We start from the raw sequence: 14979 nt of genomic DNA, 5'->3' as shown, positions 1-14979 counted from the left end.
CGCCCGGGCGGCGCTGCTCACGCCGGCACCCCGGCCCGGCCGAGCAGCAGCGCGTCCGTGGCCCGCTCCCGCTCCCGCAGACGCCGGAAGGGCCCGTCCCCCACACTCAGTTCCTCGTACGTGCCGCGCTGCACGACCCGGCCCGCGTCGAGCACGAGGATCTCGTCGACCGCTTCCAGTCCGGCGAGCCGGTGGGTGATGAGAAGGGTGGTACGCCCCCGGGTCGCGGCCAGCAGGTCGGCGGTGAGGCGGTCGGCGGTCTCCAGGTCGAGGTGTTCGGCCGGCTCGTCGAGGACCAGGAGCGGGAAGTCGGCCAGGAGCGCCCGGGCCAGGGCCAGCCGCTGCCGCTGCCCACCGGAGAGCCGCGCCCCGTGCTCCCCGACCGGGGTGTCCAGCCCCTGCGGCAGCGTCTCGGCCCACTCCAGCAGCCGGGCCCGCGCCAGCACCTCGCGGAGCCGTGCCTCGGTCGCCGAACGGTCGGCGAGGAGCAGGTTCTCCCGGAGGGTGCTGTCGAAGACGTGGGCGTCCTGCGCGCAGAGGCCCACCAGGCGCCGTACGTCGTCCCCGTCGAGCTCGGGGGCGGAGGCACCCGCGAGCGTGTAGTTCCCGGTGCGAGGGTCGAGGAACCTGAGCAGGAGCTGGGCCAGCGTGGTCTTGCCCGAACCGGACGGGCCCACCACGGCGATCCGGCGCCCCTCGGCCACGGTCAGGTCGATGCCGGTGAGGGCGTCGCGCGCCTGCCCGGGGTGGCGGACGGCCACCCCGCGCAGCTCCACGGGGAACGGGCTCTCCGGTGCCGCGCCGGCCGCCTCGGGCTCGGTGACCGGGGCGGGCGCGTCCAGCACCTCATGGACCCGCTCGGCGCTACGGCGTACCCGCTGCCGGAACTGGACGGCGAGCGGGAGGGCGGTCACCGCTTCGAAGGCGGCGAGCGGCGTCAGCACCACGACGGCCAGCGCCACCCCGTCCAGGGCGCCCGCGCTCACGCCCCGGATGCCGACGTACGCCGCGGCCACCGTGGTCAGGCCGGTGATGACCGCGGTCAGGCCCGCCCCCAGGGCGTTGGCGGCGGCGCCCCGCGCCCTGATCCGGGTCAGTTCGCGGTCCGCGTCGCCTGTCCGGGCGGTGCGGTGGGCGAGCGCGCCCGCCACCGTCAGTTCACCGGTGCCGGTCAGGACCTCGGCGACCCGGGTGGCCAGCGCTCCCCGGGCCGGCGCCAGCCGCCGTTCGGCGCGCCGGGCGAAGCCACCGCTGACCAGCGGCACGCCCACGCCCGCCGCCAGCAGGCCGACCGCGAGGACGGCCCCGGCCGGCGGTAGCAGCCAGGCCATGAAGAGGACGGAGACGGCGGAGACGAGGGCGGCCCAGCCGGCCGGAAGGAGCCACCGCAGCCAGTAGTCCTGGAGCGCGTCCACGTCGGCGACGAGACGCGAGAGCAGGTCGCCCCGCCGCGTCCCGCGCAGGCCGGCCGGGGCCAGCCGCTCCAGCCGCCGGAACACCGCGACCCGGGTGTCGGCCAGCATCCGCAGGACCACGTCGTGGGAGACGAGCCGCTCGGCGTAGCGGAAGACCGCCCGCCCGATACCGAAGGCCCGCGTCGCCGTCACCGCCATCATCAGGTAGAGCACCGGGGGCTGTTGCGAGGCTCGGGAGATCAGGTAGCCGGAGGTGGCCATGAGGCCCACGGCGCTGCCGAGCGCCAGGCCGCCCAGGACCAGCGAGAGGATCAGGCGTCCCCGCGCCGAGCGTCCCGTCTCGCGCACACGTACCAGGGCGGAGCCCCGTCCGGGGAGTTGCCGGTCGGGCGTGGACTCGGCCTCCGGTGTTTCACGTGAAACACCCGCCTCGGGCTCCTCCGGCCGTGACGTGGTTTCACGTGAAACATCGGAGAAGAACCACTCCCACTCCTCCGGCCGTGTTTCACGTGAAACATCCGCTCCCCGGGGGCCGTCCGCCACCGTCATGGAGTCGGCCGCCGAGACGGCCGGGCTCCGAACCGTGGCGCCGCGCTGTGCCGGGACACCGCGCCCGGCCTCCCCGGCCGACGCCTTCGTCACCTCGTCGAGCCGCACCACCCGGTCGGCCACGGCGAGCAGCGCGGGCCGGTGCACCACCAGCAGCACCGTCCGGCCCACGGCGAGCCGGCGTACCGCCTCGACGATGGCTTCCTCGCTGGCCCCGTCGAGCGAGGCGGTGGGCTCGTCCAGCAGCAGGACCGGCCGGTCGGCGAGGAACGCCCGGGCCAGGGCGACCCGCTGGCGCTGGCCTGCGGAGAGCCCGGCGCCGTCCTCGCCCAGCTCCGTCTCCGCGCCCGCGGGGAGACCGGCGACGAACTCCTGGGCCCCGGCCTGTCCGAGGGCGCGCGCGACCTCCGCGTCACTGGCGTCGGAGCGGGCCAGCCGGACGTTCTCCGCGACGGTGCCGGCGAAGAGCTGCGGGCGCTGGGGGACCCAGGCGATGCGCTGGTGCCACTGCTCCCGGTCGACCTCCGCCAGGTCCGTCCCGCCGACGGTGACGCGGCCCTCGGCCGGGGCGACGAAGCCCAGGGCAGCCTGGAGCAGCGTGGTCTTGCCGCAGCCGCTGGGCCCGACGAGGGCGACGGTCTCCCCCGGATCGACCGTGAAGGCGGCTTCGCGGACGGCGGGAGCGTCACGTCCCCGGTAGCGGACGGTCACCCCCTCGAAGGCGAGGGCGCCGGCCGGCGGGGCCTGTGTCCCCGTGTTCGGCACCGGCGTCTCCAGGACGGCGAAGACCTCGTCGGCCGCGGCCAGTCCTTCCGCGGCCGCGTGGTACTGCGCCCCGACCTGGCGCAACGGCAGGTACGCCTCGGGGGCCAGGACGAGGATGACCAGCCCCGTGTACAGGTCCATGTCTCCGTGGACGAGCCGCATGCCGATGGTGACCGCCACCAGGGCCACGGAGAGCGTGGCCAGCAGCTCCAGCGCGAAGGAGGAGAGGAAGGCGATGCGCAGGGTGCGCAGCGTCGCCCTCCGGTAGTCGTGGGTGATGCGACGGATCGACTCGGCCTGCGCCTTGGCCCGCCCGAAGATCTTGAGTGTCGACAGCCCGGCGACCACGTCGAGGAAGTGGCCGGAGAGCCGCGACAGCAGCCCCCACTGCCGGTCCATCCGCGACTGGGTCGCCCAGCCGATGAGCGCCATGAAGAGCGGGATGAGGGGGAGGGTGACGACGATGATGGCCGCGGAGACCCAGTCCTCGGTGACGATCCGGGCGAGCACCGCGACCGGCACGACGACGGCCAGACCCAGCTGCGGCAGGTACCGGGCGAAGTAGTCGTCCAGGGCGTCCACGCCCCGGGTGGCGAGGGCGATGAGGGAGCCGGTCCGTTGGCCCCCGAGCCAGCCCGGGCCCAGCTGCCCGGCCCGTTCGACCAGCCGCATCCGCAGTTCGGAGGTGACGGCGGCACTGGCCCGGTGGGCTGCGAGTTCGGTCAGCCAGGAGACCAGCGCCCGGCCGAGGGCGACCGCCACCAGCAGGAGAAGCGGCGTGGTCAGGTCACCGGTGTCGAAGCGCTGCTCGAAGGAGGAGACGATCAGCTCCGCGAGCAGCATGGCCTGGGCGATGACCAGCCCGGCGCCGAGCGCACCGAGCACCACCACCGCGGCCAGGAAGAGCCTGGTGGCGCGGGCGTACCTGAGGAGTCGCGGGTCGATCGGTTTCACGTGAAACACCCTCCGGGGCCGGGGGCCGGGCCGTACGCTCCGGCCCCCGCGTGAGCGGTCAGTGGGCTTCGGCGATGTGGTGGGTGCCGATGCGCTTGCGGAAGACCCAGTACGTCCACCCCTGGTAGAGGAGGACCACCGGCGTCGCGATCCCCGCACACCAGGTCATGATCTTCAACGTGTACGGGCTGGAGGCGGAGTTGGCCGCGGTGAGGCTCCACGCCGGGTCCAGGGTGGAGGGCATCACGTCGGGGAAGAGCGAGACGAAGAGCATCGCCACACTGGCGACGATGGTCAGCCCCGAGAGGGCGAAGGCCCACCCTTCCCTGCCCTTGGCGACGGCACCGAGGGCCGCGAGCAGCGCCAGGACGGCGACCGCCAGCAGGACGGCTCCGGCGGTCTTGCCGTGGTCCGCCTGGGTCCAGAGGAGGAACCCCAGGGCCGCCACCGCGGTGAGGGCGCCGAGCCGCAGCGCCAGCGCGCGGGCCCGCTCCCGTATCTTCCCGACCGTCTTCAGCCCCACGAACACCGTGCCGTGGAAGGTGAAGAGGGTGAGGGTGACCAGGCCGCCGAGCAGGGCGTACGGGTTGAGCAGGTCGAGGACGCCGCCGATGTACTCCTTGTCGGCGTCGATCGCCACGCCGTGCACGATGTTGCCGAAGGCGACCCCCCAGAGGAAGGCCGGGAGGAGGGAGCACCAGAAGATGGCGTGCTCCCAGTTGGTCTGCCAGCGGTCGTCGCTCCGCTTGGCCCGGTACTCGAAGGCGACCCCGCGGACGATGAGGCAGACCAGGATGAGCAGCAGCGGCAGGTAGAAGCCGGAGAAGAGCGTGGCGTACCAGTCGGGGAAAGCGGCGAAGGTGGCGCCGCCCGCGCTGAGCAGCCACACCTCGTTGCCGTCCCAGACGGGCCCGATGGTGTTGATCAGGACCCGCTTCTCCCGCCGGTCGCGGGCCAGCAGCTTGGTGAGGACACCGACTCCGAAGTCGAAGCCTTCCAGGAAGAAGTAGCCGGTCCACAGGACGGCGATCAGGACGAACCAGACGTCGTGGAGTTCCATACCTCAGCGCTCCCTCAGTACGAGAAGGCCATGGGCCGGTCGGCGTCGCTGGGATCGCCGCCGATCTTCTTGGGCGGGTTGAGGTCGGCCTCCGTCAGCTCGGGCGGTCCGGCCTTGACGTACTTCACGAGCAGCCTGACCTCGATGACGGCGAGGACGGCGTAGAGCAGGGTGAAAACGATCATCGAGGTGAGGACCTCGCCCTGGGAGACGCTGGGGGAAACCGAGTCGGCGGTGCGCAGGACGCCGTAGACCGCCCAGGGCTGGCGGCCCGTCTCGGTGAAGATCCACCCCCAGGAGCTGGCTATCAGCGGGAAAGCCAGCGTCCAGAGGGTGAGGCGCCAGTAGAGGCGGCCGAGGCGGGGGCTCAGCAGCTTGTTGCGGGTGAGGACGAGGTTCGGCACCTCGTCCTCGCCGGTGCGCAGACGGTGGGGGAGGAGGAACTTCCGCCGGGTGAGCCAGAGCCCGAGAAGCCCGATCCCGAAGGAGGTCATGCCGAACCCGATCATCCAGCGGAAGCCCCAGTAGGCGACCGGGATGTTGGGCCGGTAGTCCCCGGGCCCGTACTTCTCCTGGTACTCGGCGTTCAGCTCGTTGATGCCGGGCACCCGGTCGGTGAAGTTGTTGTGGGCGAGGAAGGAGAGGAGTCCGGGCACCTCGACGGTGACCACGTTGTGGCCCTTGTCCACGTCGCCGACGGCGAAGAGGGAGAAGGGCGCCGGCCCCTCGCCCTCCCAGAGCGCCTCGGCCGCGGACATCTTCATCGGCTGCTGCTGGTACATGATCTTGCCGAGGGTGTCGCCGCTGACCGCGGTGAGCAGGCCGCCGACTGCCAGGGTGACCAGGCCCAGGCGGAGCGAGAGCCGCATCGAGTCGATGTGCTTCTTCCGCATCAGGTGGTAGGCCGCGATGCCCGCCATGAAGGCGCCGCCGGTGAGGACGGCCGCCGCCATGGTGTGGAAGAACTGCGCCAGGGCGGTGTTCTGGGTCAGGACCAGCCAGAAGTCGGTCAGTTCGGCGCGGCCGGTGACCTCGTCGATCCGGTAGCCGACCGGGTGCTGCATCCAGGAGTTGGCGGCCAGGATGAAGTACGCGGAGAGGATGGTGCCGATCGACACCATCCATATGCAGGCGAGGTGGATCTTGGGCGGCAGCTTGTCCCAGCCGAAGATCCACAGCCCGATGAAGGTCGACTCGAAGAAGAAGGCGATCAGCGCCTCGAACGCCAGCGGTGCGCCGAAGACGTCCCCGACGAACCGCGAGTAGTCGGACCAGTTCATGCCGAACTGGAACTCCTGGACGATGCCGGTGACGACCCCCAGGGCGATGTTGATCAGGAAAAGCTTGCCCCAGAACTTGGTCGCCTTGAGGTACTTCTCCTTGCCTGTCCGCACCCATGCGGTCTGGAGCCCGGCGGTGAGACCGGCGAGCGAGATCGTCAGGGGGACGAAAAGGAAGTGGTAGACGGTTGTGATGCCGAACTGCCATCGCGACAGTGTTTCCGGCGCCAGTGCAAGATCCACGTCTCCTCCTTGGATCACCCGTGGACGGCGCCCACTTCGCCCACCTTGATCCCCTACAAAGGGGTGGAAAACAGGATGCGCTTGTGAACGCGTTCACATTCACAAGCATTATGTCCTACCACCTGACAAGCGAAAGAGGCGGGGCCCCCTTTCCGGGAACCCCGCCTCCGTGCGCCCTCTCCGGCGCCGCCGTCAGCCGCTCTTGCGGAACGCCTCCGCCGCCTTCAGGAAGAGGTCGTTCGCCTCGCCCTCACCGATGGTGACCCGCACACCCTCGCCCGCGAACGGCCGGACCACGACGCCGGCCCGCTCGCAGCTCCGGGCGAACTCGACCGTCCGCTCCCCCAGCCGCAGCCAGACGAAGTTGGCGTGCGTCTCCGGCACCGTCCACCCCTGCTCCTGGAGCGCGGCGACCACCCGGGCCCGCTCACCGACCAGCGCGCCGACCCGGCCCAGCAGCTCGTCCTCGGCACGCAGCGAGGCCACGGCCGCGTCCTGCGCGAGCTGGCTCACCCCGAAGGGGACCGCCGTCTTCCGCAGCGCCGCCGCCACCGGCTCGTGGGCGATGGCGAAGCCGACCCGCAGCCCGGCCAGGCCGTACGCCTTCGAGAACGTCCGCAGCACGGCGACGTTGGGCCGGTCGCGGTAGAGCTCGACCCCGTCCGGCACCTCCACGTCCCGGATGAACTCGCGGTAGGCCTCGTCCAGCACGACCAGCACGTTGCTGGGGACCTGGTCGAGGAACCGCTCCAGCTCGGCCCGGCGGACGACGGTACCGGTGGGGTTGTTGGGGTTGCAGACGAAGATGAGCCGGGTGCGGTCGGTGATCGCCGCCGCCATCGCGTCCAGGTCGTGCACCTCACCCGAGGTCAGCGGCACCTGGACCGACTTCGCCCCGCTGATCTGCGTGATGATCGGGTACGCCTCGAACGACCGCCAGGCGTAGATCACTTCGTCGCCCGGGCCCGAGGTGGCCTGGAGCAGCTGCTGCGCCACCCCGACCGATCCGGTGCCGGTCGCCACGTGCTCCTGCGGCACCCCGAACCGCTCGGCCAGCTCGGCCGTCAGTGTGGTGCACGCCATGTCCGGGTATCGGTTGAGCTGGGCGGCCGCGGCCAGCGTGCTCTCCAGGACACCGGGGAGGGGCGGGTAGGGGTTCTCGTTGGAGGACAGCTTGTAGGCCGCCGGGCCCTCGGAGGCGGAGGCGGGCTTGCCGGGCTTGTAGGTCGGGATGCCCGCCATCTCCGCACGCAACGTGGGGGTCGACTCGCTCACCGCGGTCCTCCTCGTGATCATCGGTTCGAATACTTCTCACCTTATGAGGATTGGGCTTCCCGGCGCAGGGCCTCGGCGGGGAGAACACGGTGCGTGCTCTGCCGCACACCGAACGGAACCGGGCCGGGGGCGCAGACGAAACAGCCGCACGCCGGTGGCCCACGCCGTGGCGCGCATCCCTCGTGAAGGTGAGTTGAACCTCGGCCGCTCCCTCATCCGATAAGCGTGACCGTTCCTCCAGGGCCTCCGATTCAGCGGGCCAGAAGCGTCAAGAGCCTTGCATTCAAGCGGTGTTGAGCAGAGATGACCATGCAGAAACGTCTCCGTCAACGCCTGCATATGCACCCGGGCCACCCGCCTCCATGAGCCCTACTATCGGCTCGCCATGACAGCAGCAGGGAAGCACCAGGTGAGCCGAGCGGATACGACCCGCCGGGGGAGCCGGCCAGTGCGAGCGGGCATCAGAGATGTGGCCGCCGCCGCCGGCGTCTCCATCACGACCGTGTCCGACGCCCTCAACGGCAAGGGGAGACTTCCGGATGCCACCCGCCGCCACGTCCGTGAGGTGGCGGAACGACTGGGCTACCGCCCCTCGGCGGCCGCCCGCACCCTCCGTACGGGCAAGTCGGGCCTCATCGGTCTGACCGTGACCACGTACGGGGATGAACCTTTCACCTTCACCGAGTTCGCCTACTTCGCGGAGATGGCCAGAGCCGCCACCTCTGCCGCGCTCGCCCGCGGCTACGCCCTGGTGATCCTCCCGGCGACCTCCCGGCTCAGCCCCGTCGACGTCTGGTCCAACGTGGCGCTCGACGGCACCGTGGTGGTCGACCCGGCCGACGACGACCCGGTGGTGCGCGAACTCGCCCGCCAGGGGCTCCCCGTCGTCTCCGACGGGCGGCCCGCGGGCTCCCTGCCGGTCACCGCCTGGGTCGACAACGACCACGAGGCGGCCGTCCTCGACATCCTCGACCACCTCGCCGCGGCGGGCGCCCGCCGTATCGGGCTGCTCACCGGCACGACCACGGACATGTACACCCGCCTCTCCACCGCCGCCTACCTGCGGTGGTGCGCCCGGATCGGCCAGGACCCGGTGCTGGAGGCGTACCCGGCGCACGACCCGTGCGCCGGGGCCGTCGCCGCCGACCGGCTCCTCGCCCGGCCGGACCGGCCCGACGCCGTCTACGGGCTCTTCGACCCCAACGGCACCGACCTCCTCGCCGCCGCCCGGCGCTACGGACTGCGCGTACCCGACGACCTCCTCCTGGTCTGCTGCAGCGAGTCCACCGTCTACGCCAGCACCGAGCCGCCCGTCACCACGCTCTCCCTCAAACCCCGCCGGATCGGCACCGCCGTCGTCCAGCTCCTCATCGACGCCATCGAGGGGATCAACCAGGACCAGCCGGTGGAACAGGTGATACCGACCGAGCTGATCGTCCGGACCTCCTCGATGCGGCGCTCCCCCCGCACCACCGTCAATCCGCCCCGCTCCTCCGGCCAGGGGTGAGCGACACGGAGAGCGCCGGGGAAAAGTCCTCCCAATTCGGCAGGAATCCCCGGTGAACAGAGGTCCCGTCGTTATTCACCACCCCTGGTGCACCACACAGCGCGATCCTCATTCCTATGATGGGCGGACGACACCGCGGGCCGCTGCGACCAGGCAGTCCGAACCGGTGCAGAGGCGGCGCGATGGTGGTGGAGGGGTCGATGACTCAGGGGGCCAGTCAGGGACCCACGGTGCGCACAGCGACACTGCGTGACTTCCGGGTACCCGCGTACGTCCAGCAGGCGGGGCCCCCGGCGGCCACCGCCCCGGTCGACGAAGAACCGCCGGACGGCTACACGCCGACCCAGCGGGACCTGCCGGTCATCAACCGGGGCGACACCGTGCAGGTGACGGTGGCCCCGGAAGAGACCGCTCCGCGCCCCGCGACCGAGGGCCTCGGGCCGCTCTACGCGGTGGGGGACGTCCACGGCTACCTCGACGAACTGCTGGCCGCGCTCCAGGCACAGGGGCTGGTCGACGCCGACGGCACCTGGTCGGCGGGGAACGCCCGCGTCTGGTTCCTGGGCGACTTCACCGACCGTGGCCCCGACGGCATCGGTGTGATCGAGCTGGTCATGCGCCTCTCCGCGGAGGCGGCCGCGGCCGGCGGGTACTGCAAGGCCCTGATGGGCAACCACGAATTGCTGCTGCTCGGCGCCAAGCGGTTCGGCGACACCCCGATCGACTCCGGCGCCGGCACCGCCACCTTCCAGGCCGCCTGGCTCCTCAACGGCGGGCAGAAGACCGACATGGAGCGGCTGGAGGACCACCACCTCCAGTGGATGTCCCGCCTGGACGCCATCGTCGAGGAGGACGGCCACCTGCTCCTCCACTCGGACACCACGGCCTATTTGGACTACGGGGACTCGATCGAGGCGGTCAACGACACCGTCCACTCCATCCTCACCCGCAACGACGCCGACGAGTGCTGGGACCTCTTCCGCAAGTTCACCAAGCGGTTCGCCTTCCGCGACGAGGGTGCCTCGGCAGCCCGCGAACTCCTCGGCGTCTACGGCGGCCGCCGCGTCGTCCACGGCCACAGCCCCATCCCCTACCTGCTCGGGGAGTCCGGCTCCGAGGACGGCTCTCCCGACAGCGGCCCGCAGATCGACGGCCCGCACGTCTACGCCGACGGCCTCGCGGTCGCCCTCGACGGCGGCGTCACCATGGCGGGGAAGCTCCTGGTCAGCGGATTGCCCCTCGCCGACTGACCTACGAGGCCGGACACCTCGCAGGCGGCGGACATACGGACGGGACAGCGTACGAGACGGCGCCGGCCCCTGTCCGAATTCCGCAAAGTCCCTGTCATGGCGGGCCGTTGCCGCTCTACCATCGGGATATCCGTAGCAGGCTCTCCTCCGTTTCCCACCGACCCGCCCGCGACGTCGCGAGCGGCGATGCCCTACGGACACCTCGGGGGATGCACATGAACAGCGCTCCGCACCTGCTGAACGAGGACCGTGCCGCGTACGAGCGGCTCCTCGACGAAGCCCTGCGCACCATCACCCACGACGAAGGCCACCACCGAGCCACCCTGCCCGGCAGACTCCCCGTCGCCGAGCTGCGGCGGCTCGCCCTGGGCGGTACCGCCGCGATCACCGCGGCGGCCGCCACCGAGTACCGGCACCTGCTCTCCCTCCGCGAGGAGCTGGGTGAGGCCACCACGGCCGGACCCGCCACCGGCGACGACCCCGCCGCCGCTCCCGGCGGCGGCGGCCTCACCACCGCCGTGAGCCAGATGACCGAAGCCACCGGCGCGGGCGCGCTGGCGGTCCTGGCGGTCCTCGCCCCGCTCCTCGCGGGCACGGCGGCCCTGATATTCCTCATCGTCGGCTACGGGCTGCGGATGCTGGACCCCGCGCCCGCCCTCGCGCAGACCCTGCTCACGACGGGCTGGGTGTTCGCGGCGTTCGCGGCGGCCGCCCTGCTCGCTGCCGGCCTGGCCCTTCTGCTCACCGCCCTGCGGAACAAGGCTCTCTTCCCGGCTGCCGCGGTACCGTCCGACCCGCTCCGCCGTGAGGTGCAGCAGGCCGCCGACGCCTGGGAGCGGGCCCTCACCGAACGAGGCATCCTGCCCTTCCTCCGCACCACGCTCGCCGAGGCGGCGGCGTCGGGCCCCGAGCCGAGGTCCGGGGAGCCGGTGGAGCCCGCCGGCCCCAGGCCCGCCGCGGAAGCGGACCGTATGCCGCAACTCGGCTACGGCCGACCCGGATTCAGCAGCCCGTCAGAGAGCGGCCACGACCGGCCCGACTCCCGCCCCTCCTACCAGAGCCCCCAGTTCAGCAGCCCCGACTTCAGCGGTCCGGAGTACGACGGACCGGGGCACGGGTGAACGGCAGGGCGGCCAGGGGTTCGCCCCCCCGGCCGCCCGCTCGTCATGTTTCACGTGAAACGTCGCGTTGGCTGATGTTTCACGTGAAACATCGACTGTTGGGGTGTTTCACGTGAAACATCGTCGCGGCGATGCGGGCCGTCAGTCCGCCAGCGGCAGGTAGACCCGGTTGCCGGACTCGGCGAACTCCTTGGACTTCTGGAGCATCCCGGCCTCGATCTCCTCCTGGGAGGCCCCGTCTCCGGCCGTGTCCCCGAACCGGGTCGCGATGTCCTGGCTGATCTTCATGGAGCAGAACTTCGGCCCGCACATCGAGCAGAAGTGAGCCGTCTTGGCCGGTTCGGCCGGGAGGGTCTCGTCATGGAACTCCCGGGCCGTGTCCGGGTCGAGCGCCAGGTTGAACTGGTCCTCCCAGCGGAACTCGAACCGCGCGTCCGAGAGCGCGTCGTCCCACTCCTGCGCCCCCGGGTGCCCCTTGGCGAGATCCGCCGCGTGCGCCGCGATCTTGTAGGTGATCACGCCGGTCTTGACGTCGTCCCGGTTGGGCAGGCCGAGGTGCTCCTTGGGGGTGACGTAGCAGAGCATCGCCGTGCCCCACCAGCCGATCATCGCCGCGCCGATGCCCGAGGTGATGTGGTCGTAGGCGGGGGCGATGTCCGTGGTCAGCGGTCCGAGCGTGTAGAACGGCGCCTCCTCGCAGATCTCCTGCTGGAGGTCGATGTTCTCCTTGATCTTGTGCATGGGCACGTGCCCCGGGCCCTCGATCATGGTCTGCACGTGGTGCCGCTTGGCGATCGTGTTCAGCTCGCCGAGCGTCCGGAGTTCGGCGAACTGCGCCTCGTCGTTGGCGTCCGCGATGGAGCCGGGCCGCAGCCCGTCGCCGAGCGAGTAGGTGACGTCGTAGGCCGCGAGGATCTCGCAGAGTTCCTCGAAGTGCGTGTAGAGGAAGCTCTCCTGGTGGTGGGCGAGGCACCAGGCGGCCATGATCGAGCCGCCCCGCGAGACGATGCCGGTCTTGCGCCGGGCGGTCAACGGCACGTAGGCGAGCCGGACGCCTGCGTGCACCGTCATGTAGTCGACGCCCTGCTCGGCCTGCTCGATGACGGTGTCCTTGTACACCTCCCAGGTCAGCTCCTCGGCCTTGCCGTCGACCTTCTCCAGGGCCTGGTAGAGCGGCACGGTCCCGATCGGCACGGGGGAGTTGCGCAGGACCCACTCGCGGGTGGTGTGGATGTTCCGGCCGGTCGAGAGGTCCATGACGGTGTCGGCGCCCCAGCGGGTCGCCCAGGTCATCTTCTCCACCTCCTCCTCGATCGAGGAGGTGACCGCCGAGTTGCCGATGTTGGCGTTGATCTTCACCAGGAACCGCTTGCCGATGATCATCGGCTCGATCTCCGGGTGGTTGACGTTGGCCGGCAGCACGGCCCGGCCGGCCGCGATCTCGTCCCGGACGGTGCGCGGGTCGAGGTTCTCCCGGATGGCCACGTACTCCATCTCCGGCGTCACCTCGCCGCGCCGCGCGCAGGCGAGTTGCGTGACCGTGCGGCCGGGGACGGCCCGGCGCGGCTTGCGGGGGCGGCCGGGGAAGACCGCGTCGAGGTTGCGAAGCCCCCCGCGCGGGCTGGTGTGCTTGATCCCGTCGTCCTCGGGGCGGACGGGGCGCCCGGCGTACTCCTCAGTGTCGCCGCGCGCGGTGATCCAGTGTTCCCGCAGGGGCGTCAGCCCCCGGCGGACATCGGTCTCCACCGCCGGATCGGTGTACGGGCCGGAGGTGTCGTACAGCGTGACGGCGTTTCCGTTGGTGAGGTGCACCTGGCGGACCGGCACGCGCAGATCGGGGCGGGAACCCTCGATGTACGCCTTGTGCCAGCCGATGGACTTCCCGGCCTCGCTCTTCGGTGCGGAGGCAGGCGTGCGTGCGTCCTGTGTGGTCATGAGACCTACTCCCTACGCCGGCATTACCCGGTAACAGGTTCGGCGGTCGACGCAGCGATGTCCGCGATCCAGACCGGTGTTGACGACCGGTCGGCCGGCGGAGGTCAGCGCCCTCTCAGCCCGGTGCTCCGAGCTCCCGCGTGTACAAAGGTGGCTCCACGCTAACGCCCCGTCGGCCGTGCTGAACAGTGGGCCCCGCCAACTCTTGCGATGATCGACCCGTGACCTCGACGACGCCTCCGCCTCCGCCGCCCTCGCAGCCCCCCTCGGGCGGTCCGCCGTCCGGGACCGGTGGCCAGGGGGGTGAACCGCCGACGGGCGGCCACGGCCACTCCCACAGCCACGGCCCGGCCGCCCCCGTCTCCCAGCACCTGCGCAAGGTGATCGCGGCTGTGCTGATTCCCTTCGCCGCCGCAGTCGTGGTCGGGCTGCTCGTCCTGTGGCCGGGGGGCGCCCCGTCGCACGAGCGGACCGGTGTCGGCATGGACCGGCAGACGGAGCAGGGCTCGGTCACCAAGGTGGACCGGGTCGACTGCGCCGACGTGAACGTCTCCCAGCCGCCGCCCAACGGCGACACCTCCACCCCCGAGGGCCGCTCGGCGCAGGAGCAGGCGACCGGGAAGTGCGAGAAGGCGACCGTCGAGGTGACCTCCGGGCCGCACGCGGGCCGGACCTTCACCGAGATCGTCCAGCCGGACGCCTCCCGCAAGCTCCACCAGGGCCAGGGCGTGGTGGTCGCCTACGCGCCGGACGCGCCGGAGGAACTCCAGTACTCCGTCACCGACGTCAACCGGAAGTTCCCGCTGGCCCTGCTCGCCGCGATCTTCGCGGTGGCGGTGGTGCTGGTCGGCCGGATGCGGGGGCTGATGGCACTGGTCGCCCTCGCCGCGAGCTTCGCGCTGCTCACCCTGTTCATCCTGCCCGCGATCCTCCAGGGCTCGAACCCGCTGGTGGTCGCGGTGGTCGGGGCCAGCGCCATCATGCTGATCGCCCTGTACCTCTGCCACGGGCTGACGGCGAGAACCTCGGTGGCGGTCCTCGGTACGCTGGTCTCCCTCCTGCTGATCGGCCTGCTCGGTTCGGTCTTCATCGGCTGGGCGGCGCTGACCGGCAACACCGACGACAACACCGGGCTGATCCACGGTCTCTACCCGGAGATCGACATGAGCGGCCTGCTGCTGGCGGGCGTGATCATCGGCTCCCTGGGTGTCCTGGACGACGTGACGGTCACGCAGACCTCGGCGGTGTGGGAGCTGCACCAGGCGGACCCGACGATGGGCTGGCGCAAGCTCTACCGGGCCGGCATCCGCATCGGCCGGGACCACATCGCCTCGGTGGTGAACACCCTGGTGTTGGCGTACGCGGGTGCGGCCCTGCCGCTGCTGCTGCTCTTCTCCATCGCGCAGAGCAGCGTGGGCATGGTCGCCAACAGCGAGCTGGTGGCGGAGGAGATCGTGCGGACGCTGGTGGGGTCGATCGGTCTGGTGGCCTCGGTCCCGGTGACGACGGCGCTGGCGGCACTGGTCGTGTCGGCGGACAAGGGCACAGGGGTACCCGTGGGCGGCGCTCCTGCGGCGCGGAGCGGCAGGGGGCGCCGCAGGAAGCGCTGAGACCACGTTGGGCGC

The 14979-nt window shown here is 71.4% G+C and carries 9 protein-coding genes and 1 riboswitch; of the genes, 4 read left to right on the top strand and 5 right to left on the bottom strand.

Annotated elements, in window-relative coordinates; translation table 11 throughout:
• Positions 1-17: 17 nt before the first annotated feature.
• The 4 genes from cydD to hisC form a co-directional block, all read right to left on the bottom strand.
• A complete protein-coding gene (gene cydD / locus OIM89_RS15340; protein ID WP_264491354.1) occupies positions 18-3683 on the bottom strand; it encodes a thiol reductant ABC exporter subunit CydD in 3666 nt (1221 codons plus the stop codon).
• Positions 3684-3741: 58 nt separating this feature from the next.
• Positions 3742-4743 carry a cytochrome d ubiquinol oxidase subunit II gene (gene cydB / locus OIM89_RS15335; RefSeq protein ID WP_151168856.1) on the bottom strand — a complete coding sequence of 334 codons (1002 nt, stop codon included), beginning with the start codon at positions 4741-4743 and terminating at the stop codon, positions 3742-3744.
• Between the two features lie 14 nt (positions 4744-4757).
• Complete coding sequence (locus OIM89_RS15330; protein WP_264491353.1) at positions 4758-6266, bottom strand: cytochrome ubiquinol oxidase subunit I; 1509 nt, start codon at positions 6264-6266, stop codon at positions 4758-4760.
• Between the two features lie 192 nt (positions 6267-6458).
• Positions 6459-7541 (bottom strand): histidinol-phosphate transaminase, encoded by a 1083-nt coding sequence (gene hisC / locus OIM89_RS15325; RefSeq protein ID WP_047466418.1) that lies wholly within the window; start codon positions 7539-7541, stop codon positions 6459-6461.
• A gap of 385 nt (positions 7542-7926) precedes the next feature.
• Here hisC and OIM89_RS15320 point away from each other — a divergent pair, with 385 nt between their 5' ends.
• The 3 genes from OIM89_RS15320 to OIM89_RS15310 all read left to right on the top strand — a co-directional run bounded on the left by OIM89_RS15320 (position 7927) and on the right by OIM89_RS15310 (position 11419).
• Positions 7927-9048: a LacI family DNA-binding transcriptional regulator gene (locus OIM89_RS15320; protein ID WP_030696654.1), complete on the top strand. Its 1122-nt coding sequence runs from the start codon at positions 7927-7929 to the stop codon at positions 9046-9048.
• A 182-nt stretch (positions 9049-9230) separates the two neighbouring features.
• Complete coding sequence (locus tag OIM89_RS15315; RefSeq protein ID WP_175457885.1) at positions 9231-10298, top strand: metallophosphoesterase; 1068 nt, start codon at positions 9231-9233, stop codon at positions 10296-10298.
• A 209-nt stretch (positions 10299-10507) separates the two neighbouring features.
• Positions 10508-11419 carry a hypothetical protein gene (locus OIM89_RS15310; protein ID WP_264491352.1) on the top strand — a complete coding sequence of 304 codons (912 nt, stop codon included), beginning with the start codon at positions 10508-10510 and terminating at the stop codon, positions 11417-11419.
• A 141-nt stretch (positions 11420-11560) separates the two neighbouring features.
• Here the strand turns inward: OIM89_RS15310 and thiC are convergent, their stop codons facing one another.
• Positions 11561-13354, bottom strand: coding sequence for a phosphomethylpyrimidine synthase ThiC (gene thiC / locus OIM89_RS15305; protein WP_264491351.1), 1794 nt, complete (start codon positions 13352-13354; stop codon positions 11561-11563).
• A riboswitch (TPP riboswitch) is annotated at positions 13347-13504 on the bottom strand. Its footprint overlaps the gene before it by 8 nt.
• 71 nt (positions 13505-13575) lie before the next feature.
• On the opposite strand from thiC, the gene OIM89_RS15300 reads away from it, so the two are divergent.
• On the top strand, positions 13576-14964 hold the full coding sequence (locus tag OIM89_RS15300) for a YibE/F family protein (protein ID WP_238469301.1): 1389 nt from the start codon (positions 13576-13578) through the stop codon (positions 14962-14964).
• The last annotated feature ends 15 nt before the right edge of the window (positions 14965-14979 follow it).

The sequence above is a fragment of the Streptomyces sp. BI87 genome (assembly GCF_025957665.1).
Taxonomy (GTDB): domain Bacteria; phylum Actinomycetota; class Actinomycetes; order Streptomycetales; family Streptomycetaceae; genus Streptomyces; species Streptomyces albidoflavus.
Note: the sequence above shows the minus strand (reverse complement) of the source record. Positions and strands in the feature narration are given on the sequence as shown.